The 21,312-nt window shown below is 70.2% G+C and carries 15 protein-coding genes and 1 pseudogene; 6 read left to right on the top strand and 10 right to left on the bottom strand.

From position 1 onward, the window contains the following. Positions 1-30 precede the first annotated feature (30 nt). From FDM97_RS19125 to FDM97_RS19165, 9 genes are all read right to left on the bottom strand, one after another. Positions 31-1,767, bottom strand: a complete 1,737-nt coding sequence (locus tag FDM97_RS19125; RefSeq protein ID WP_137991611.1) for an amylo-alpha-1,6-glucosidase — start codon at positions 1,765-1,767, stop codon at positions 31-33. Between the two features lie 52 nt (positions 1,768-1,819). Next, positions 1,820-2,650 carry a carbohydrate ABC transporter permease gene (locus FDM97_RS19130; protein ID WP_137991612.1) on the bottom strand — a complete coding sequence of 277 codons (831 nt, stop codon included), beginning with the start codon at positions 2,648-2,650 and terminating at the stop codon, positions 1,820-1,822. Beyond that, positions 2,647-3,636: a carbohydrate ABC transporter permease gene (locus FDM97_RS19135; protein ID WP_137991613.1), complete on the bottom strand. Its 990-nt coding sequence runs from the start codon at positions 3,634-3,636 to the stop codon at positions 2,647-2,649. Before FDM97_RS19135 ends, FDM97_RS19130 begins: the two co-directional genes overlap by 4 nt. 33 nt (positions 3,637-3,669) lie before the next feature. After that, a complete protein-coding gene (locus FDM97_RS19140; protein WP_137991614.1) occupies positions 3,670-4,911 on the bottom strand; it encodes a sugar ABC transporter substrate-binding protein in 1,242 nt (413 codons plus the stop codon). A gap of 135 nt (positions 4,912-5,046) precedes the next feature. Continuing rightward, entirely contained in the window at positions 5,047-6,075 is a 1,029-nt protein-coding gene (locus tag FDM97_RS19145; RefSeq protein ID WP_137991615.1) for a LacI family DNA-binding transcriptional regulator, read from the bottom strand. A 1,082-nt stretch (positions 6,076-7,157) separates the two neighbouring features. After that, entirely contained in the window at positions 7,158-8,141 is a 984-nt protein-coding gene (locus FDM97_RS19150) for an acetylxylan esterase (protein ID WP_137991616.1), read from the bottom strand. Between the two features lie 156 nt (positions 8,142-8,297). Then, positions 8,298-11,159 (bottom strand): glycoside hydrolase family 3 protein, encoded by a 2,862-nt coding sequence (locus FDM97_RS19155; protein WP_137991617.1) that lies wholly within the window; start codon positions 11,157-11,159, stop codon positions 8,298-8,300. A gap of 176 nt (positions 11,160-11,335) precedes the next feature. Then, positions 11,336-11,668: a hypothetical protein gene (locus FDM97_RS19160; RefSeq protein ID WP_137994906.1), complete on the bottom strand. Its 333-nt coding sequence runs from the start codon at positions 11,666-11,668 to the stop codon at positions 11,336-11,338. Positions 11,669-11,679: 11 nt separating this feature from the next. Continuing rightward, positions 11,680-12,495, bottom strand: a complete 816-nt coding sequence (locus tag FDM97_RS19165; protein WP_175439161.1) for a phytanoyl-CoA dioxygenase family protein — start codon at positions 12,493-12,495, stop codon at positions 11,680-11,682. Positions 12,496-12,638: 143 nt separating this feature from the next. On the opposite strand from FDM97_RS19165, the gene FDM97_RS19170 reads away from it, so the two are divergent. From FDM97_RS19170 to FDM97_RS19185, 5 genes and pseudogenes are all read left to right on the top strand, one after another. Beyond that, the gene (locus tag FDM97_RS19170) at positions 12,639-13,439 is read left to right on the top strand and encodes an AraC family transcriptional regulator (protein WP_137994907.1); all 801 of its coding nucleotides are present in this window, start codon (positions 12,639-12,641) and stop codon (positions 13,437-13,439) included. A gap of 214 nt (positions 13,440-13,653) precedes the next feature. Continuing rightward, positions 13,654-14,457, top strand: coding sequence for an expansin EXLX1 family cellulose-binding protein (locus FDM97_RS19175; RefSeq protein WP_254705937.1), 804 nt, complete (start codon positions 13,654-13,656; stop codon positions 14,455-14,457). A gap of 263 nt (positions 14,458-14,720) precedes the next feature. Next, the gene (locus tag FDM97_RS19180; protein ID WP_137991619.1) at positions 14,721-17,132 is read left to right on the top strand and encodes a SpoIIE family protein phosphatase; all 2,412 of its coding nucleotides are present in this window, start codon (positions 14,721-14,723) and stop codon (positions 17,130-17,132) included. A 504-nt stretch (positions 17,133-17,636) separates the two neighbouring features. Then, the gene (locus tag FDM97_RS36870) at positions 17,637-17,768 is read left to right on the top strand and encodes a hypothetical protein (RefSeq protein WP_284440319.1); all 132 of its coding nucleotides are present in this window, start codon (positions 17,637-17,639) and stop codon (positions 17,766-17,768) included. Positions 17,769-17,821: 53 nt separating this feature from the next. Further along, positions 17,822-18,052, top strand: a pseudogene (locus FDM97_RS19185) (FadR/GntR family transcriptional regulator); the annotation flags it as partial. A 492-nt stretch (positions 18,053-18,544) separates the two neighbouring features. Here FDM97_RS19185 and FDM97_RS19190 read toward each other — a convergent pair. After that, entirely contained in the window at positions 18,545-19,738 is a 1,194-nt protein-coding gene (locus tag FDM97_RS19190; RefSeq protein ID WP_137991620.1) for a Gfo/Idh/MocA family protein, read from the bottom strand. Positions 19,739-19,843: 105 nt separating this feature from the next. Here FDM97_RS19190 and FDM97_RS19195 point away from each other — a divergent pair, with 105 nt between their 5' ends. Beyond that, a complete protein-coding gene (locus tag FDM97_RS19195; protein WP_254705938.1) occupies positions 19,844-20,704 on the top strand; it encodes a helix-turn-helix domain-containing protein in 861 nt (286 codons plus the stop codon). Positions 20,705-21,312: the final 608 nt, after the last annotated feature.

Genomic DNA, 21,312 nt, shown 5'->3' on the forward strand with positions numbered 1-21,312 from the left:
TCGGTCCCGGGGCTTGGAGGAGGCGGCCGGTCAGCGGCCGTCTCGGTGCGCGTGGGCTTCGGCGAGGACGAGATAGGCGGCGGCGGTCCAGGTGTAGGCGCGATCGCGCAGCCCCGTTCCGGTGAGGGCGTCGAAGTTCTCGGCGAAGCCGTGGGTTTCGCACAGGGTGCGGAAGCGGGCGCTGATCTCGTCGGCGAGGCGGTGGTGGCCGGCCCGGCGCAGGCCGTCCTCGATGAGGACGGTGGCGGGCGCCCAGATGGGGCCGCGCCAGTAGCCGTCGGAGAGGTAGTGGGGTGACGTCGGCAGTTCGGTGGCCAGTCCGTGCGGGGTCAGGTGGGTCTCGATCCGGGCGGCCAGGGTTCTGCCGATGTTCTCGGGCAGGTGCTCGCCCAGTGCCATCGGCATCAGGTCCAGCAGGCTGGAGCTCTCCCAGGTCGCGACGGTGTCGACACCGCGGGCCACGAACCGCTCCCCCGTCCACAGCTCGTCGAGCATCGCGGCCTGCGTCGCCTCGGCGGTGCGCGTCCAGCGCCGGGCCTCGTCGGGCAGGTCAAGGTCGGTGGCCAGGCGGGCGAGTTCGCGGAGCTGGAGTACGAGGAAGGCGGCCAGGTCGGCGGTGACGACCACGCGCTCGGGGTCGAAGGTGGTGGCGTTGTCCCAGCCGCTGTCGTTGCCGTGCTGGTAGTGGGGCAGGGCGGCGCCGAAGGCGCGGCGGGCTGTGAGCCAGAAGTCCGTCCACCGTGCCAACCTGCGGTAGATCTCGGCGAGTTCCGTCCGGCTGAGGGGCTCGGGAAGCCGTCCGCGCAGGTGGGACAGGGTCCAGCCGTGGATGGGCGGTTTGACGAAGTTGTAGAGGACCTCGGAGTGGGTCACCGAGTCGGGCAGGGCGCCGGTCTCGTCCTGATGGTCGAAGGGCAGGGAGAACTGGTCCCAGGCCAGGGCGGGGGCACCGGAGGCCAGGGCGAGGGCGTTGAAGCAGTGGTCCCAGCTCCAGACCTTGTCCATCCAGTGCTTGGACATCAGCACCGCGGACCTCGTGACCAGGCCCGCCGGACGGACCGTCGCCGACCACAGGACGTACGCCGCGAGTTCGGCGGCCGGGGCGGCGGGCGAGCGCCAGGGGGCCACCGCGTCGACGAACGCGGCGAAAGCCTGCTCCGCGGCCGCCACGACGGCGTCGAACGTCTCCGAGGACGTGCAGGGAAGGCGTGCGCTGTCCAGTTCCTCGATCACCGCTTCCCACACTCCGCCGGGGGCCGCGGTGACGGTGACGCCTCGCTCGCCGCCACCGAGGGCCTGACTGCCTGACACCTCGGCGACGGAACCCGACAGCACGGTGATCCGGTAACGGCGCCCGGTCTCGTACGAGGTGAACACGTACGCTCCGTCCACCGGGTCGCGGTAGAAGTAGGTGCCCGTGAAGGGGGTCAGGGCGTCCGCCGCCGCGGTGACGCGCAGGCCGAGTCCTTCGCCGCGCAGGCGGACGGTGTCCGGTGTGGCGTAGGCGAGGGCTACGCGCCCTTGCTCACCCTTCCAGTCGAGCAGGCCCGGAGTCGCCTCGACGCGGGTCTCCACGCGCTCGCACGTCGTCGCGTCGAGGGGCGTGAAGCGCAGGATCGCGTGCATGCCGTTCTGATGCGACACGAGATGGAGGTCCTCGGCCCGGGTCTTCTCCGCAAGCACGGGAGAGATGCCGAACCAGGAGCCGTGCGTGCTGAACGGGATGTCATGGAGGGAGAAGGCCGGGCCGGATCGGGCGGCGGTCATGTGGCGTGACTCGTTTCTTCAGCAGGGGTGGCCGGCGGTGGTCACGTGGTGGTCAGTCCTTGACGGCTCCGGCCGTCACGCCTGCGGCGACGTAGCGCTGGGCGAGGACGAGGATCACCGTGGCGGGGAGCGAGGCCACGACGGCGGTGGCCATGATGGCGTTCCACTCCTGGTTGTTGTTGCCGATGTAGTGGTAGATGCCGAGGGTGATCGGCTCGTGGGCGCCGCCGTTGGCCAGCGTGCCGGCGAAGACGAAGTCGGACCAGGACCACAGGAACGCGAACAGCGACACGGTGACGACCGCGTTGCGGCTCATCGGCAGCACCACGGACCGGAAGGTGCGCCAGGGCCCGGCTCCGTCCATCTGCGCGGCCTGGAGCAGCTCGCCGGGGATGCCGGACATGAACGCGGTGAAGATCAGCACCGCGAAGGGGACGGCCAGGGTGGAGTCGGCGACGATCAGGCCGGGGACGGACTGGAGCAGGCCGAGCTGGAGGTAGATGGCGTAGAAGCCCATCGCCATGATGATGCCCGGGATCATCTGGGCCACCAGGAGGAGGAAGCCGAGGGCTCCCCCGCCGCGCGGGCGGAGTTTCGCCAGCGCGTATCCGGCGGGCGCCGCCAGCGCCACGGTCAGCACGACCGTGCCCAAGCCGATGATCAGGCTGGTGCCCAGGTAGGGCAACTGCTGGTCGAACACGGCGCGGTAGCCGGCCAGCGTGCCGTGCACGGGAAACAGGTCGGGCGGGGACGCGCGCATGTCCTGATCACGGGTGAAGGACACGTTGAGCATCCAGTAGACCGGGAAGAGCATGACGGCGGTGAGCGCCAGGCCGAGGGCGGTCTTCCACCCCGTACCGCGGAGCCGGTGCACCAGGTTCATGCCAGTGCCTGCTTTCTCTGGACCCTCAGGTACAACAGGCCGAAGGCAAGGGCGGCGACGACGAGGAGGTTGCCGACGGCCGCGCCGGGGCCGAAGGCGGGCAGCAGGTTGCCGAAGCCGAGCTGGTAGGACCAGGTGGCGAAGGTGGTGGACGAGTCGGCCGGGCCGCCCTTGGTCATGATCCAGATGATGTCGAAGACCTTGAGCGTGTAGACCAGCCCCAGCAGCAGGGTGATCGCGGACACGGGGCGCAGCAGCGGGAAGGTGATGCTCCAGAAGCGTCGCCAGGCGCTCGCGCCGTCGAGGGCGGCCGCTTCGTAGAGGCCGTGCGGGATGGACTGGAGGCCGCTGTAGAGCACGACCAGGTTGAACGGCACGCCGATCCAGACGTTCGCGATGATCACCGAGGTCAGTGACCACTCCGGGGAGGTGAGCCAGTTCACCGATCCGATGCCGACGGCGTGCAGAGCCGCGTTGACGACACCGGAGTCGCTGTTGAGCATCCATGACCAGGTGGAGGCGGACACGATGAGCGGCAGCAGCCACGGAACCAGGAACAGCGCCCGCAGGGTCGCGGAGAGCTTGAAGTGCTGGTTGAAGAAGACCGCGAGGGCCAGGCCTATGACGTACTGGAACAACAGACACACGGCGGTGAAGACGACGGTGTTGGTCAGAGCCGGGCCGAAGGTCGGGGCGTCGAAGATCGTCCGGTAGTTCGCGAGGCCGGTGAACGGCGCGTCGCCCTGGACGAAGGAGCGGACGGTGTAGTCGCGCAGGCTCAGGTCGAGATTGCGGTAGAGCGGATAGGCGTAGAAGAGGGTGAGGTAAAGGGTGACCGGGGCGAGGAAGGCCCAGGCGGCCCACTGCTGGGAGGAGGGGCGACGACGCCGGTGCGCGGTGGGGGCCGGAGGCGGGGCGGCGGCGGCCGCCGCCCCCTTCCGGTCACGTACCGGCCGGCGGCCCGGCAGGTGTGTCATGCGATTCATCAGCGAAGCCCTGGGTCGCGGTTGCCTGACGGTTTACTTGACGGCGTCCTGTGCCGTGGTGAGCGCGTCCTTGGGCGACTTGGAGCCGCTGAGGGCGGTCTGGACCGCCTTCCACAGCTGCTCGGAGATCTTCGGGTACGTGGTGCCCAGGTCGTCGCTGGTGCGCCCCTTGGCGGCCTTGACCGCGTCGATCCAGGGCTTCAGCTCGGCGTTCGCCGCCAGCTGCTTGTCCTGGACCTCGCTGGTGGGGGCCACGTAGGACAGGGTGGTGTCGGTGTCGTACAGGTTCTCGACGCTGGTCAGGCAGGAAACCAGCTTCTGGGAGACGGCGTAGCGGCCCGTGTCGCCCTGGACCGGTACGGTGACGAACTCGCCACCCGTCGGGGCCGCGGCATTCCCGCCCGAAGCACCGGGGATGGGCAGGACTCCGTAGTCGATGCCGACCTTCTTGGCGCCTGCGAGCTGCCAGGTGCCGTTCTCGGCGAAGGCGTAGTCACCGCTGGCGAACTCCTGCCAGCTGGTGGTCTGGGTGTTGTTGAGCACCGAGTTCGGGGCGTACCCCTCCTTCAGCCAGTCGGTCCAGAGCTTCAGCGCCGAGGCGCCCTCGGGGGAGTCGAGTTCGGTCAGCTTGGCGCCCGAGCCCCAGAACCAGGGCAAGAACTGGAAGCTGCCTTCCTCCGTACCGATCGCCGAGAAGGTGATGCCCTTCTTACCGGCCGTCTTGACCTTCGCGAGGGCCGCCGTCAGCGACTCCCAGTCCTTGACCGAGGCGATGTCGACGCCGGCCTCCGCGAGGACCTTCTTGTTGTAGTAGAGGGCGAGGGTGTTGGCGCCGATCGGCGTGCCGTAGGTCTTGCCGCCCGGCTGGCCGGCCGCGAGCAGGTTGGGGTCGATCTTCGAGGTGTCCAGTTTGTTGTCGTCGGTGGTGGTGAGCACGCCGGCCTCGGCCAGGGTCGACACCACCGGATTGTCGACGATGAGGACGTCGGCGGAGTTGTCCTGCTGCGCCGCCAGCAGCGCCTTGTTGGCCAGGTCACTGGTGTCGAAGGCGGTCCGCTTGATCTTCACGCCGGCCTTGGTGCCGCAGTCGTCCAGCAGCTTCGCCCAGGCCGAGGTCTTGTCGAACTGGGGGTACGGGTCCCAGATGGTGTAGGTGCCGCTGCCGGCGTCCTTGGTGTCCGTGCTGCCGGAGCCGGAGGAGCAGGCGGTGCCGGCGACGGCCATGACGGTCGAGAGGGACACGGCGGCGAGAAGCCGTCTCGAGAAGCTGTGCATGGCGGGTCCTTGGCTTTGGGCACACGTGTGCCGTGGTAGGGGTGACTGGGGAAAGCGGCACGCCGAACGGCGACGAGGGGCGGGTGCCGGGTGACAGGGGAGGTGCGGGAAGAAGGGAGAGGACGGGCGAGGGGGTCAGGCTTCGCCGGGTGATGTGCCGGTGGCGGGTCCTGTGCTGGCCCGCAGGGAGATCGGCGGTGCGAGCAGGTGCTGCCGGGGCGGCGCGTCGGGATGGTCGATCCGCTCGACGAGCAGGTCCACAGCCCGCCGGCCCATCTCCTCCGCGGGCACGTCCGCCGCGGTGAGCTGGGGGGTCACCGTCTCCGCCCACCGGCCGGCCACGACTCCGGTGACGGAGAAGTCGCGCGGCACATGACGGCCCGCATGCGCGAGCCCTCGATACAGGCCCCCCAAGGCGGCCTCGTTCAGCGTGACCAGGGCCGTGGTGGCCGGGTCGTCGTGCAGAATCCGCTCCAGGCAGATCTGGCCCGAGGCCGCATCGTCCCCGCAGCAGTACGTCCGTACCGTCAGCCCGCGCTCGGCCGCGGCCTTCGCGAACCCGTCCAGTCCCCGGTGCGCGGACTCATAACCGGCCCCCACCAGCTGCGCGGGCCGGTTGACGAACGCGACCCGGCGGTGACCCAGATCCGCGAGATGGTGTACGCAGGCCGCCGCGAGCGCGGTGTGGTCCAGGCCGACCCACCAGCCGCCTTCCGGGTGCGCGGTACGGCCGATGGCGACGGACGGGAAGCCCAGTTCGGCCAGATGGTCGACCCGGTCGTCCCGCAGCCTGATCTCCATCAGGATCGCCCCGTCGACCCGCCGCTGTCCCAGCAACCGCTGGAAGGAGCGGTCGCTGTCCACACCGCTCGGGGAAAGCAGCACGTCGTAGTCGTACGCCGCCGCGGCCTCCACCACACTGCCGATGAAGTCCAGCTGCATGCCGGTGTAGTGGTTACCGGCCGGCGGGAAGACGAGACCGATCGTGTTGGTCCGGCCGTTGGCCAGGGCTCGCGCACTCGCGTTGGGCTGGTATCCCAGCTCGTCGATGACCCGCTGGATCTTCCGGCGGGTGTCCTCCGACACCGGACGCTTGCCGCTCAGGGCATACGACACGGTGCTCCGCGAGACACCCGCCCGCATGGCGATCTCACCGATGTTCACGGCGACTCCTTCATCGAACCGATTCGACGCTCCCGGATGGGGAGAAGCCAGTCGTACGCAGAGGATGGGAGTGACATGTCGACCCGGCATCGAACCGGTTCGCGTTGAAGGGAAGCTAGGAGCTGACCCGTACGGGTGTCAATACCTCGCACACACCCGCGGAAACACGTCGGAAATCCGCACACGCGACCCCACGGCCACCCGCCGGCCCCACACCCACCACGCCTCACACATCCGGCAACGCGACGGACGGGACGGACCGCACGCGGTTGTTACGGCAACCGCCTCTTCAGGCCCCACGGACCACGGAGGTCGGAGACATTGACGCGTCCCGCTACACCCACTTAAAGTCTGCCCGATTGCAGGAACAGTGTTCGATTTCTCGGACGACTTGGTCTGGGCCGGACCGGACAGGAAATGGGCTGCGCGGCCTCCCCTTGATCAATGACCGCGACAGCACACCGCAAGACGCCACAGCGGTCACGACCGGGGGGCGGAAAGAGCAACGGGCGGCGACAAGCCACCCCGACCATACGCCGGTTCGGCGGCGCGCTCCGGAAGGAGCACGGGATCCGATGGCAGATCCTCAGTGACCATCCCATTCGTCGTGCGGGTCAGGGCGCTGCCAGAGTTCGTCGATCGCGACAAGGTCGAGGGGTACCGGCCGAATCCGGTCCTGGAGCCGTGGTGCTTCCACTCAGCCGAGGCTGAGAGGTGAGCCGCGCCGGCAACCGCATGAAATGATCTTGGTATGGCCGATGTGATCACGGCATCGGAGTCTGCCTGGACAGCCCGTTCGCCGGGCCGAGCCCGCTCCAGTTCGGCGAGTCGCTGACGTTCTGCGCCGATGCTCGCGCTCCGGCCCCGCAAGGGGTTCGCCAAGGACACCGTGCTCCGGACCACACGCGGTCCAGCATCCCGCGATCGACGCAACGCAGGCCTGTGCTTTTGCCCGTCAGGAGCCTCACACGGGTGCCTGCGAGCATGGGGCTGCTCAGCCGGCCCGGATGCGAGCTCCATGCGAGTGAGTGTCGCATGGCGGCCTTCGGCTTCGCTTCCCCACCGAGGTGCTCACGCGGCGGTCAGAGCTCCGGTGCGAGACCACGCTCGCGCAGCCAGGACAGCTGGACCGGCGGGTTGGAGCCGTACCCGCCGCCGTGGTCGCCGAAGGGCCAGACGGTCATGGTGCGGTCCTCGCCCCGGTAGTGGTTGTAGGCGGCGTAGACCGTGGAGGGTGGGCAGATCGGGTCCATCAGGGCGACGCTGAACAGCCCCGGTGCGGTGGCCCGTTGGGCGAAGTGGACGCCGTCGAAGTAGTCGAGGGTGGCGAGGGTCTGTTCCACGCGGTCGCGACTGTGCCAGCGCAGGTACTCGGCGATCTCCGGGTACGGGCCCTCCCCCGTGATCTGCACGGCGCGGCGGAAGTGGCACAGGAACGGGACGTCCGGCAGTGCCGCCGCCACGCGGTCTCCGGCGAGAGCGGCGACGGCGAGGGTCAGGCCGCCACCCTGGCTGCCTCCGGCCACCACGATCCTCCGCGGGTCGAGGCCGGGCAGCGCGGCGACGGAGTCCACGGCGCGTACGCAGTCGGTGATCAGCCGCCGGTAGTAGTAGTTCTCGGGGCAGTCGATGCCTCGGGTCATGAACCCCCCGGCCCACTGCGTGCCGTCGCCCGCCGTCCGGTCCGGGGTGTCGTGGCCCTGGCCCCGGCTGTCGACGACGAGCTGGGCGTAGCCGGCGGCGGACCAGAACAGGTGGTCGGTGGGCAGACCACGGCCGCCGCTGTAGCCGATGTACGTGACGACGACCGGCAGCGGTCCCTCCGTGCCGCGTGGGCGCAGGAGCCAGGCGGCCACCGGCTCGCCGTCCCAGCCGGGGAAGCGCACGTCGTCGACTTCGACGGTGTGCAGCAGGTGCGCGGAAGTGACCCGTTCGGCCTTGATCGTCCCGTCGTAGGACCGGGCTTCGGCGAGGGTGCGGCGCCAGAACGCGTCGAAGTCGTTCGGAGCGGTCAGTTGCGGCTGGTAGCCGACGAGGTCGTCAGTCCCGAGGTCGGTGAGCGGCATGGGGCTTCCTCCGGTCGGAGTGTGGACGAGGGGGCGGGGGTTCGAGTGGCATCGGGACCACGCCCCTCGCGGTCCAAGGCACGGCTGGGCAAGGGAGTGGCGGCCCGTCCTCCCCCCGTCGGACGGGCCGCCGGCTTGCGGTTCGGGCGCAAGCGGTCAGTCGGCTCTGCCAGGGCTGCCGAAGCGGAAGGCGGAGAGGCGGAAGTCACCGTGCAGGGTCAGGCGCAGGTCGTGGACGCCCTCGGGCGGGGCGTCCAGTTCGCCTGCGACGGTCTGCCATGCGTAGCGGTCGCCGGTGAGGGGGACGTCGAGCTCGGCCAGCACCTGGTCACCCGCCTGGACGACCAGCCGCGCCTCGCTGGGGCCGGAGTCCTCGCGGGCGGTCTCGGCCTCGATCCGGACGGCCCCGGAGAGGTCGACGTCGTGGAAGAGAAGCGTCCCGGGCCGAGCGGGGTCGGTGGGCGTCACCGCGTCACCGTCGGCCCGAGTGGCGTCGACGAGGGTGACGTCCGCGTAGTCGTCGAAGTCGACCGCCAAGGTCCGCCGTTCCACGACGCCCCGGGCCGCCGAGGCCGTCCCGGTCACCGTCAACGGTGCGGTGAGGACCGGGTGATCGGCGGAGCGGGCGACGATGATCTCGTAGCCGCCGGGATCGACGGTGAAGGCGGAGGTGGCGACATCCCAGTGGGCGAGCCGTTCGGCGGGGAGTCGGAACGTCACCTCGCGGCTCCCCCCTGGTTCCAGGCGCACCTTGCGGAAGTCGGCCAGGCGCAGCCTGGGCGCCTCGTGACGGGCGTCCAGCGCCCGGACGTACAGCTGCACCACCTCGCTGCCGGCCCGGGCACCGGTGTTGGCCAGGGTCGCCGTGATGTCGACCGCACCGTCCTGGCCGGTCGACGACCGCGACAGCCGCAGGTCGCGGTAGGAGAAGTCGGTGTACGACAGGCCGTGGCCGAAGGGGTAGAGGGGCGCGGCCGGGTGGTACTGGTAGGTCCAGCCCGCCTTGATGATGTCGTAGTCGAGCGGGGCCGGCAGCGGATCGCCGCCCCGGTACCAGGTCTGCGGGAGGCGCCCGGCGGGGTCGGCCTCGCCGACGAGCACGGCGGCCAGCGCGTGGCCCGTCTCCTGCCCGCCGTGGGATGTCCACGCCACGGCGGGCAGGTGCTCGTCGGCCCAGTCGACGGCGTACGGGTAGCTGCTCATCACCACGAGCGCCGTCTCCGGACGCACGGCCGCGACCGTGCGGAGCAGCTCCTCCTGCGTCGCGGGCAGGTCGATGTCCGCGCGGTCCTCGGTCTCACGGCCGTTGATCATGGGGTGGTTGCCGAGGACGACGACCGCCGCGTCGGCCGCCTCGGCGGCTGCCCGGGCCTCGGCCGCGCCGTCGCGCAGCAGCTCTCGCCCCCAGCGTTCGGCGGAGTCCGGGGCATCGGCGGTCACGGTGACGCGGCCGTCGGTCGGATCCACGGCGGCGTAGCGGCCGGTGAGCACGGAGCGCAGCAGCGCCGAGTCCTCCCCGGCCGGTTCGAGCCGGAAGGTCTCCTTGACGAACCAGTTCTTGAGCACCGTCTGGTCGGCCGCCACGGTGGCGTCGTCCTTGAGGCTCAGGTAGTGGCCGGTGTCGGTGGCGCGGAGGGTCAGCGTGCCGCGGCCCCAGTCGGTCACGTCGAAGGCGGTCTTGCCGAGGAGTTCGCCGGTGGTGCGGGAGCGCAGCGCGATACGGTCGGCACCCTCCACCCGGACCACTTCGCCGCCGTGGGCGCCGAGGGCGGCGGCGAGGCCGTCGGCGATGGTCACCTGGTAGGGCATGGTGCCGCTGTACCAGTCCTCGCACAGAGTGTCGGCGAGTGGGCCGATGACGGCGATCCTCGGTGTCCGCGCCGGGTCCAGCGGCAGCAGGCCGTCGTTCTTGAGCAGCACCACCGACTCGGTCGCCGCGTGCCGCGCCAGGGCGCGGTGCTCGGGGCAGTCGATCACCTCCGGGCCGATCCCGGCGTACGGGTCGAGGTCCGAATCGAACTCACCGAGGCGGAAACGGAGTTCGAGCTGGCGACGCACCGCGCGGTCCACGTCGGCCTGTTCCATCAGGCCGCGCTCCAGTGCCTCGCGCAGTCGGCCGACCGGCGTGGCGCTGTCCTCGTTGTGGTCGGTGAAGCTGTCGATGCCGGCCTTGAGTGCGGCGGCGTGCGACTCGGCGTGGTCGTCGAAGTAGTGCTCCGGGTCGACCAGGTTGGAGGGGGCCTCGGCGTCGCTGACCACGAACAGCTCGTGCCCGGTGGGCCGCGCCCAGCGGCGCAGCTCGGTCTCGATCAGCCGGCTGACGTGGCAGGGGCGGCCGTTGACCAGGTTGTACGCGGCCATGGCTCCGGTCGCGGCGCCGGAGGCGACGACGGGCCGGAAGGCGGCCAGGTCGTACTCGTGGAGGACGCGCGGGCGCAGTCCGGAGGAGGTGGTGCAGCGGTCGTCCTCGTTGTTGTAGGCGAGGAAGTGCTTGAGAACGGGAGCCGCCCGCAGGTAGGTCGGGTGGTCGCCGGCCAGGCCCCGGCAATATGCCTCGCCGAGCCGGGCGGTGTGCACCGGGTCCTCGGAGTAGCCCTCCTCGTTGCGTCCCCAGCGCGGGTCGCGCAGCAGGTTCAGTACGGGTGCCCAGGCCTGCAGGCTGTGAAAGCCGCCCCCGGTGGCGGGCGTGCGGTGGTGGTGGAAGGCGCGCAGTTCGACCGAGACGGCCTCGGCGACCCGACGCACCAGGTCCTCGTCCCAGGTGGCGCCGAGGCCGACAGCCTGCGGGAAGACCGTCGCCACCCCCAGCCAGGAGACCCCGTGCAGGGCCTCGCTGCCCGTACGGAAGGCAGCGAGGCCGAGCCGGGGGACGGCCGGCACGTACTGGTGCAGCATCGCGATCCGCTCTTCGGGCATGAGCCGTGAGAGCAGGTCGTCGACGCGCTTCTGCAGTGGCAGCGCGGGATCACGGAAATCGGGTGGCTCGGATGCGGACGCGGGCGCGGGCGCGTAACTCACGTGGAAACCCCTCAGGCGAGCTGGTTACGGTGGCCGTTCGTCGAAGCGCTTCGACGGTCCCATTCACCTCCCTGACCTGTCAATGAAAGCCGCAGAGAAAGTGCTTCCCCGTCAACTCTCACGTGTTCCGCGAAACCACTCCGTCACCCTCCTTTGCCGAGGCAAGCGATTCGACGTCAGGACCCGATCTGCGCCCGCACGTCGACGACCCGTTCGAAGAAGAACTCGTGCTTGAGGAAGGAGACGTCGTACTCGTGACCCGGGTACGGCGGGATGAGCTGGGCGGCCTGGAACAGCCGCCAACCGTCCTGCAGCGCGGCCACCCCCGACTCGTACGGCGGCTCGTCGCTGTCGCCCGTGGTGGGCGAGGTGCGGCCGGTGCCGTCGTAGCGCGACCAGCCGACGACATGGGAGTCCAGCGCCGAGCTCGCCAGGTACAGCACGAGCACCTGCTGCCGCAGCACCGGGGCCGCGGGGCCGTCTCCGGTGTCCGCCGACGCGGGCGGCATCGCTTCGGTCGTCATGCCACGGTCTCCTTCGGGCGGTTGGAGACCCTGGTCACCCAGTGGTCGAGGTCGAAGCCGTCGTCGCCGGTCAGCTCCCGCCACAGCAGGATGCGGTTGTACCGCTCCAGCCGGCCGGTCGCTCCCTCGTACCACGGGAACATCGCGTCCAGCTCCGCTGCCACCTGCGGGTCGTGGAGATCCGAGGTGTCCCACAGACGTCGTTGACGCACCCTGGGATTGAAGCGGATCTTGAACATGTAGCGGAGGATGTCGCTGTCGTTGCGCCGGCCCCCGTGCCAGATGCCGTGGTGCAGAAGCACCACCGTGCCGGCCGGGCAGACCAACCGGTCCTGACCGCGCAGGTTCTGGTAGCGGCCGGTGTCCGATTCGTTGATCCGCCGCAGATGGCTGCCCGGCACGCTGAGCGTTCCGCCCATCTCCAGCGTCACGGTCTGCGGGTAGTACATCAACTGGACGTCGAAGGCGTCCGGTCGGACGTCGATGATGGCGTCCCCGTGCAGCGCCTGGGCGGCGCCTCCGTGAGGCTCGCGGGTATGCACGAAGTGGTGGTCCACCCACGGCTCCGGGCCGACCATGCTGCGCAGGGCCCCTGCCACCTGTGGCAGCTCCAGCAGCCTGCGGACGAAGGAGCCCTTCGCGTACGCATCGGACAGCGGTGTCCCGTACGGCACCGGCGGCACCCCGCCCGCCAGTACCGCCAGGCCCTCGGCGTTCATCTCCGCCGGAACCACCGCGTCCAGCCGTAGTGACCCGCGCGCCACGAAGCGCGCCATCTGCACCGAGTTCAGCAGTTCTTGCCTGTTCTCCATGGCGGCCACGCTAGGTCCGGCCGCCGCGCACCGCGTGGGCCGCGTTCACCCTCCACTGGTCGATTTTCACTCTGCCGTCCGCCACGCACGTCGACGACCGCGTCCCAGGACTGGCCGCGTCCACCGTGGTAGAAAACGTGCCCATGCAGACGGTCCTCGCCCATCTCGACGACCCTCCCACTCTCGCCGCCGTCGGAATCGGCGTGCACGGTCCGGCCGGCCAGGTGGACGTGTTCTCACTGCCGGACCTGTGGCAGCTCCATCTGTACGGCTACGACGCCGACTTGACGGTCGACGGCACCGAGCACGCGATCCGCCCCGGGCGGGTCAGCCTCGTACCGCCCGGAACCGAGGTGCGTTACCGCTACCGGGGCCGCTCCGAGCACCTCTACGCCCACCTCCGCCTGGGCTCGGCGGGAACACCCCACAGCATTCCCGTGATCCAGCGCACCGGACCCGAGCTCGACCTGCTCACCGCACAGTTGCGGCAGGCACTGGCCGCCTGGCCGAACACCCCTGCCCGGGCCACCGCCGAGGTGTGGGCAGCCCTGTGGCGGATCGCCCGGCTCACCCCGCTGCGGGAGCAGAGCGCCCGGGCCGTCCATCCGGCGGTGGCGGCCGCGACGGCCCTGATCGAGGCGCGGCTGACGGAGTCCCTGACGGTGCCGGAGATCGCGAAGGCGGCCGGTGTCTCCCACAACCACCTGACCCGGCTCTTCCGCGCCGCCACCGGGGAAACCGTCGTCGGCTACATCCGGGCCCGCCGGATGGAACGCGCACGCCATTTCCTGCGGGCCACCACGCTCTCCATCCCCGCCGTCGCCGCCTCGGTCGGCATCCCCGACCTCCAGGCGTTCAACAAGGCCTGCCGCCGTGAACTCGGCGCGTCACCTCGCGGCATCCGTACCGCCAGTCCCGCCCCGCGCGACAGCGCGGCTCAGTAGATCCAGACCATCGGCAGGCGGCCCCCGTCTCCCGTCTCTCACGAGACTCGATCGGCTCCCGTTCCGAAGATCTCCGGCAACCCTTTCGCCTCCGGCGGCAACTCAGCAGTACACCATCGGCTCGATCTCCGGACGGACGGACATGCGGACAGCGAGGCAGGCAACGCGGCAGCGCAGGCACAGGCGCAAGCACAGACACGGGCTGATGTGGAGCATGGTGGCGGTGCTGACAGCCGCAGGCGTCCTCACCTGCCTGGTGATGACGCTCCGCCCCGGCCCCACGGCCGATGCGGGGGCGGCCACGACGGTAGCCCCCGTCGTCGGCACCGAGGCGGCGCCCACGACCGCTCCCTCGACCGGTTCCGCGATCGGCTCGCAGACGACCGGCCGCGCGGCACCGCGGCCCGGACGCATCCAGCCCCACACCACCTACGAGGGGGTCGCGACCGCATACAAGGCCGCGGACGGCGACGGCTCCTGCCTGTTCGGGCCGAGCGGCGACCTCATGATCGCGGCCATGAACACCACCGACTACGAGTCGTCCAGGGCCTGCGGCGCGTACGTGCTCGTCCGCGCCTCCAACGGCGCCTCGATCACGGTCCGCATCACCAACGAATGCCCGCTGCCCTGCGCGCCCGGACAACTCGACCTCAGCGAGCAGGCATTCGCCAAGCTGGCAGACCTCAAGGTCGGCCGGCTCCCGATCACCTGGACCCTGCTGAGCCCCGGCACGCTCCGCCCGCTCTCCATCCGGTACAAGACCGGGTCCAGCCCCTACTGGTGCGGCATCCAAGTGAGCAACCACCGCAATCCGATCGACCGGCTGGAGGTCCGCACCGCCCAAGGCTGGCGACAGCTACCCCGTACCGACTACAACCACTTCCTCTCCACCAACGGCAGTGGATGCGGCAGTTCGATCAGGATCACCGACGTCTACGGAGAACGGCTGACGGTCGACGGAATCGCGCTGAAGCCGGATGTCGTGCAGCCGACCCGCGTCCAGTTCGCCCCGCACTGAACCCACCCGCTTCGAGACGAGCTGCCCGAGAATGTCGAGCACCCGGTCCACCACCGCGGGGACGGGCACCTCTCCGTCGATGACCTTGGCGGCCTCTGCCAAACCAGCACGCAGGGCGAGGGCGCCGGACACGTGCTGTTGACCATTCGGTACCTACCGTGACCGAGTCGGCGCACCAGACGGAGCGGACCTAGGCTGGAACCAGCCGCTGGAAACCGGTCCTGGCGAGCACCGCTGTCCGGACGGAGGCGTGGCGCGTGGAGATGGCTGCCAAGCAGGATGCCCCGACTGCCGCTGCCGTGGTCGACCCGGACGGCATGGTGAGTGGTTGGAGCGAGGGCGGGCGGCTGCTGCTGGGCTGGTCGGCGGAGGAGACCGTGGGGCGTCCCGTGACCGACCTGTTGGTCGGTCGCCCAACCGACTTCCCCGAGAATCTCGGCATCGGCTCCGACCCCACGGGAGTCGTCCCGCTGCGCCACCGGGACGGTTCCACGGTGGACGCCGTGCTGACGGCCCATCCGCTGCGCGGCGCGGACGGCCGTTCGCTGGGCCACGTGGTGACCGTCCAGCAGTGGGGACGCCGCCCCGTGATCGCCGACCGGGCCTTCGAGCAGTGCCCCTTCGCTCTGGGCGTCTACGACCCTGAGCTGCGGTTTCTGTGGGTCAATGCCTCCGCGTGCCGAGTGATGGCGCACTCCGAGGAGCAGGTGCTCGGTGAGAAGTACCGCGAGCTGTTCCCCGAACTGGACGACATGGCATACACCGACCGGCTCTCCGAGGTGGCGAGGACGGGCGAGCCCGCGCGCCTCATCACCGTCTTCCGCCCGCTCGGCAGCAACTACGCCAACGCCTGGGCCACCAGCATGTGGCCCGTCCGAGATGCCGAGGGCAAGGTCCGCGCGGTCGCCAACTGGGGATTCGACATGAGCGCCGAGTACTGGGCTCGGCAACGCCTGCTCATCCTCAACAAGGCCAGCGGCGGCATCGGCCTGACACTCGACGTGATGGGCACCGCCCAGGAACTGGCCACGACCCCGGTGCCGGGATTCGCCGACCTCGTCACCGTAGACCTCTTCGACGAGGTGCTGCGCGGGGAGGAACCGACCTCCGCGTCCGCGTTCACCCCCGGCGAGACCATCGCGCTCAGCCGTGCCGCCCAGCACAGCGCGAAGGAGGACACCGACCGGGCGCCCGGGCCCGCGACGCCGGTCAGCCACACTCCCGGGTCCGTCGCCGCCCGCTGCATGGCCACTGGCAGGTCCACGGTCGAGCTCGCCGCTCAGCCCGGCCAGGGCGGCGAATGGGCCTTCGGGCCCGGGCTCGCCGCCGACCCGGCCCACTGGCCACCGGGCAACCCGTTGATCGAAGGGGCCATCGCCGCGGACGGGCTGACCGGCCGGATCACCGTGCCGCTCCGGGCCCGCGGCGCGCTGCTCGGCGTCGTCGCCTTCTCCCGCCTCGACCGGCCCGAGGCCTTCACCGCCGACGACCTGATCCTCGCCGAGGAGATGACCGCCAAAGCCGCCGTCGCCATCGACAACGCCCGCCGGTACTCGCGCGAACGCACGACCGCGCTCACCCTGCAGCGCAGCCTGCTCCCGCAGAGGCTGCCGAACCAGGAGGCGGTCGAGGTGGCATCCCGCTACCTGCCCGCCGGGACCGGCGCGGAAGTGGGCGGTGACTGGTTCGACGTCGTTCCGCTGTCCGGTGCCCGGGTCGCCCTGGTCGTCGGCGATGTCGTCGGCCACGGCCTGCACGCCTCGGCCGCCATGGGCCGGCTGCGCACCGCGGTCCGCACTCTCGCCGACGTCGACCTGCCGCCGGACGAGCTGCTGACCCACCTGGACGACCTGGTCCTCCACCTCGCCGGCGACCTCCAGCCCGCCGGCCACTTCGAGCCGACCGGCGAGTCCGGCGCCACCTGCCTGTACACCGTCTACGACCCTGTCTCCCGGCGCTTCACGCTGGCCAGCGCCGGCCATCCGCTGCCGCTGATCATCTCCCCGGACGGCACCAGGACACCGGTACCCGCCCATCCGGGTCCGCCGCTCGGCATCGGTGGGCTGCCTTTCGAAGCCACCGAGCTCGAGCTGCCCGAGGGCAGCCTGCTCGTCCTCTACACCGACGGACTGGTGGAAAGCCGCGAGCGCGACGTCGACCAGCGGATCGCCGAACTGCTGCGAGCCCTGAACCACTCGGCCACCTCCCTGGAGGCCCTGTGCGACACGGTCATGGACGCCATGCTCCCCGAACACCGCACCGACGACGCCGCCCTGTTGCTCGCTCGCACTCACGCGCTGGATCCCCACCACGTCGCCGACCTGGTCGTAGAGCCCGACCCCGCGCAGGTACCGCGCGCCAGGAAGTTCGCCGTCGACCAGGTGGACGCCTGGGGCCTGGAGGAGGCGTCATTCGTCACCGAACTGGTCGTCAGCGAGCTGGTCACCAACGCCATCAGATACGGCGAGCCACCGATCAGGCTGCGGCTGATTCGCGATACTTCCCTGATCTGCGAGGTCTTCGACGGAAGCAACACCGCTCCGCACCTGCGCCGAGCCCGCGACTTCGACGAGGGTGGCCGGGGCCTGCTGCTCGTCGCCCAGCTCACCCAGGAGTGGGGCACCCGGCACACCACCAATGGCAAGACGATCTGGTGCGCGCAGGCCCTCCCCTAGGCCTGTGTGATCCGCCCTGCTGGAGGACCGCATCGCCGAAGCCACCCTCCAGGGCAAGACACCATGGATGAAAGACTCAGAACCGCCCTCAGTTCCACCGTCTCCTCAGTGTCCGCCTCCCCGGCCTCTTACCCGTATCGCCGCTCTGGACGTGCTGGACGTGCGTTTCCCGACGTCCGACCACGCAGCGCGTGCGAGCTGACCGGGACGGGTCGGACGCGATGAACCCCGAAGATCGGCCGCGACCCGGCCGATCGACGAACCGCGACTGACGAGGAGGGTGATCGTCCAGCGCATCGATTCTCGACGAAGGCGGGCCTCGGCACCGTCAAGCTCTTCCCCGCCGAGCCGCTCGGCGGCCGGCGGACGCCGCGAGCGGGCAGTGGGATGGCCTCCGCAGACCGCCTTCGGCGCAGCGAACACGAGGAGATCCGTCGGCTGACCGCCCAGACGGTGGACAGGAGCATGACGTGATCGACGTGGTGGCCATCCATCGGCGAGGTAATGCTGCGCTCCGACCCGGGCGAGGGACGGATCCGCACCGCCCGTTCCTTCCAGGTCTGGGAGGGCGCGGCCGAGGAGGCCATGCCCACGCTCGCGGACCTGCGCGGCCCGGGTGCGATCGGGCCGGCATGAACCAGCCGGCGATGCTCGCCCGCCTCCTGCGCGAGATCGCCGCAGACCTGGTGATGCCGGGCGGGCGCTGCACGCTCCTGGACCAGTCGGCGCTGGACGACGTCCGTGCCCTACCGCCTGGCTCCAAGCTCCCACCGGAACCGGACCTGGCCGCTCAGCTGGGCCCCTCCCGCAACCTCGCCCGCGAAGCGGTCAAGGCGCTGGCCGTCGCGCGGGTCCTGGAGATCCGGCGGGGCGACGGCACGTATGTGACCAGCCTCCAGCGCGAGAACATGGCCACCGGCACCAGAACGCGACGACGCCCTGGAACAACCCGCCACACCGTGTCCGGCCACCCGCATCCGCCAGGGCAGCGAAGTACCCCGCGCCGCCTGGCCCGCGTCGACCGCGCGGAGACCGCGGTGCGCGCACTTCTGGCAACCTGGGCGGAAGGGTGAGCCACCGGCCGGCGAAATGGAGGACATACGTCGTCAGGACTGTGATCGCCAGACCCACGCCGCCCACGATCGGCAGTCACGTCAGCGCACCAGGTGTACTTCGCACCGGACGCGGGTGTACGCGCGGCCGGCACATGGCCGTCGACCCACACATAGGTCGATCCGGCAGTTCGGTCCGAGAGGCTGCACGACCCGGACCTGACCCCGCAGCGCTGGACGCCCGCGACCGTCGACGATCACCTGGACAACGGTGATCCCTGGGCGCCGAATCCCGAGCAGCCGCCTGACCTCGAGGCCCGGTGCGGATGCCGTCCACAGCGCCACTGTGGTCGGGTGGTGCTACGTGATTCGGGGTCCGTCTCCGTGGTCGGGGATGGGGAGGCGCACGCCGGCCTGGAGGGCGGATTGGTGGGCGATGATGCCGGGGAGGGTGTAGCGGGCGGCGGTCCACGCGTGCAGCGGTGGAGGCGTTCGTGTCGTGACCGCGGTGGCGAAGTCGTCGGCGAGGAAGTGGTGACTGCCCTCGTGGCCGTTGGGTGCGTGCGCGAACTCACGCGGGAGTCGAGAGCGGTCGTGTACGGGTGCGGTACCGGAGGCGAAGGCGTCGCGCAGTTCCGGGGCGACGTGGGAGAGCGCCGGGTCGTCCGGTGTGAGGGTGGGTGCGGGGTGCAGGTGCGCGGTGACGTCGTGCTCGCCCTTCTTGTCCTGCCACAGGCTGACCGAGCCGAGTTGTTCGAGGACTGCTTCCGTGCCGAAGTAGCGGAAGCGTGACTCCTTGCCGATGTATCCGACCCTGCGGAACTCGTTCGTGCGGAAGCTGCCGCCATCCGCGACTTCGAACAGGGCGGTCGCGTTGGAGAAGTCGTTGTCGAACTGGCTGATCTCGCGATCGAACACGCCGTCGCCGCGCTCGTCCGGAACGCCGATCGCCGAGACGCTCACGGCGTGGGTCGGCCAGGCGCCGAGGACTCCGCCGATCGAGTGGGTGGGGTAGAGCAGCGGCGGGTAGCTGGCGGTGGACTTCCAGTTCTCGCCGCCGCTGTACTTGTACGCGTCGTAGAAGCCCCAGTCCATGTCGTGGACGTAGTCGCCTTCCGCGTAGAACATCCGGCCGAACGCTCCCGCGGCGATCTGGGCGCGCGCGTAGACGGTCGCCGGGTGGTAGTAGCTCGTCTCGCCCATCATGTAGATCCGGCCGGTCTCCTCGACCGCTGCGATGATGTCCGCGATCTCGGCCTCGGTCACGCCCATGGGGACCGCACTGTAGACGTCCTTGCCCGCGCGCAGTGCCTGCACGGCGAGGGGGCCGTGGGTCCAGCGTTGGGTGAAGAGCGCGATGGCGTCGAGATCGGAGTCGAGCATGTCCTCGAACGAGGGGAGCGTGCCGGCGAGGTCATGCTCGGTGACGAGTTGCTCGGCGCGCTCCGGGAGCAGGTCGGTGACCTTGATGTCACCGACGTTCGGGTGCAGGCGCCAGAGTTTGGCGAACGAACCGGCGAACTGGCCGGCGCCGACGATGCCGAGTGAGAACACGCGAAATCTCCATCAGGAACGTAGGAGTGGGTGCGAGCTGGTGCCGGTCGCATGACGGTGCGGGCTTCGGCACTGCTCCATGACGATAGGATCCGAGTGCGCGCGATGTCTGCACCGTTTCGAAGCGAGAACTTCTTGGATCCTCAGGGTGCTCTGGTCGACGAACCCTCGTACCTGCGCGGCTGGTCCGGACGCCCGACGCTGATGGCGGCAGCGCACCGGCACGACGACCTGGAGATCAACTTCGTGGCCGGCGGTGGGTCGATGCTCTATCTCTACGGCGGCGAACTCCTCGAAGTCGCGGTGGGCGGCCTCGCTGTGTTCTGGGCCGCGATCCCGCATCAGTTGGTGGCGAGCCAGGCGACGCGCGTCCACTGGCTGCATGTACCCTTCGACCAGTTTCTCGCTTGGGGGCTGCCCCAACCGCTGCTCACCCGTGTGCTCTCGGGCGTGCCGGTGATCACTCCCGCAGCCCGTGCCGACGCGAGCGATCCGGCGAAGTTCACCCAGTGGGCCGCGGATCTGGCCGCGGGCGACGACGAACTGCACCGCATCGCGATGCTGGAGATACAAGCGCGCGTCCGGCGCCTGGCGCTTGCCACGGTCGGCGATCCGGCACATCGACACGCCGGTGACGATCCGGCCCTGCGCCAAGCGGTGTCCATGGCGCGGTACATCGCACATCACTTCCGCGAGCCGATCACTGTCGCGGACGTCGCCGCGGCGGCGAACGTCCACCCGACCTACGCCATGACCCAGTTCCGCAAGGTCGTGCGTGCCACGATCGGCGACTACGTGAAGCTGTACCGGCTCGCTGAAGCACGCCGGTTGCTGGTGACCACCGACCTTCCCGCGAGCCAGGTGGCTGCGGCCGCCGGCTTCGGTTCGGTCAGCCGTTTCTACCAAGTCTTCACCGACGCGTGCGGAACCACCCCGGCACGATTCCGACACGGACGCGGGCTCTGACTTACCTGGCAACCGCGTCAGCCACGAGAACCGGCCTACCGCGATGAGGCGCAGCATCCCGGCAGCCACTCGACCTTCTCGCCGGACCGCTGCTTGATGCCCAGGTCCAACTTGTGGATCTGTGACGGGAGAAGGGGCAGCGGCTGCGGCAGACCGTGAGCCCCTTCCGGGCTCAGGTCCCGGGAAGACATCGGTGGCGGGCACCGGGTCGCCCTTGCCGCTCGAGGGTCGGCGAAACCGAAGTCGCACGTGTCGGTATGGCGTCGCGAGGGACTGGCCTGGTCGGTGCGACGGTGGACCATCAGCGCATCTCCAAGGCGCCAGCCGAACGCGCCCGGCTGGAACGGATGCTCGGCCCGGATGCCACTCAACGCCGTACGGCGCAATGTCGCTGAGCGCCCCGACGGCTCCTCGCCGCGCAGCACCGGCTCAAGCAGTTCACGGTGACGAAGTCCGCGAAGCACGGCACCCGCCAGGAGCCGACGACCGAGTCCGGCACGGAGTGGTGCCGGCGGGTGGAAGCGCTCCGGTCCAAGGCGAATCGCCTGATGGCCCGCGGTCGGCGCCGGGTCGGGTCGGGTCGGGTCGGGTCGGGTCGGGTCACGCCT

It is taken from the genome of Streptomyces vilmorinianum, from assembly GCF_005517195.1.
Lineage (GTDB): Bacteria > Actinomycetota > Actinomycetes > Streptomycetales > Streptomycetaceae > Streptomyces > Streptomyces vilmorinianum.

Bases quoted from the DNA above. Each gene is read 5' to 3' on its own strand.
- FDM97_RS19195 (WP_254705938.1), top strand. From the start codon at position 19,844: ATGTCTGCACCGTTTCGAAGCGAGAACTTCTTGGATCCTCAGGGTGCT.
- FDM97_RS36870 (WP_284440319.1), top strand. From the start codon at position 17,637: ATGCTGCGCTCCGACCCGGGCGAGGGACGGATCCGCACCGCCCGTTCC.
- FDM97_RS19140 (WP_137991614.1), bottom strand. From the start codon at position 4,911: ATGCACAGCTTCTCGAGACGGCTTCTCGCCGCCGTGTCCCTCTCGACC.
- FDM97_RS19160 (WP_137994906.1), bottom strand. From the start codon at position 11,668: ATGCCGCCCGCGTCGGCGGACACCGGAGACGGCCCCGCGGCCCCGGTG.
- FDM97_RS19170 (WP_137994907.1), top strand. From the start codon at position 12,639: ATGCAGACGGTCCTCGCCCATCTCGACGACCCTCCCACTCTCGCCGCC.
- FDM97_RS19175 (WP_254705937.1), top strand. From the start codon at position 13,654: ATGGTGGCGGTGCTGACAGCCGCAGGCGTCCTCACCTGCCTGGTGATG.
- FDM97_RS19180 (WP_137991619.1), top strand. From the start codon at position 14,721: ATGGCTGCCAAGCAGGATGCCCCGACTGCCGCTGCCGTGGTCGACCCG.
- FDM97_RS19165 (WP_175439161.1), bottom strand. From the start codon at position 12,495: ATGGAGAACAGGCAAGAACTGCTGAACTCGGTGCAGATGGCGCGCTTC.
- FDM97_RS19135 (WP_137991613.1), bottom strand. From the start codon at position 3,636: ATGAATCGCATGACACACCTGCCGGGCCGCCGGCCGGTACGTGACCGG.
- FDM97_RS19125 (WP_137991611.1), bottom strand. From the start codon at position 1,767: ATGACCGCCGCCCGATCCGGCCCGGCCTTCTCCCTCCATGACATCCCG.
- FDM97_RS19130 (WP_137991612.1), bottom strand. From the start codon at position 2,650: ATGAACCTGGTGCACCGGCTCCGCGGTACGGGGTGGAAGACCGCCCTC.
- FDM97_RS19150 (WP_137991616.1), bottom strand. From the start codon at position 8,141: ATGCCGCTCACCGACCTCGGGACTGACGACCTCGTCGGCTACCAGCCG.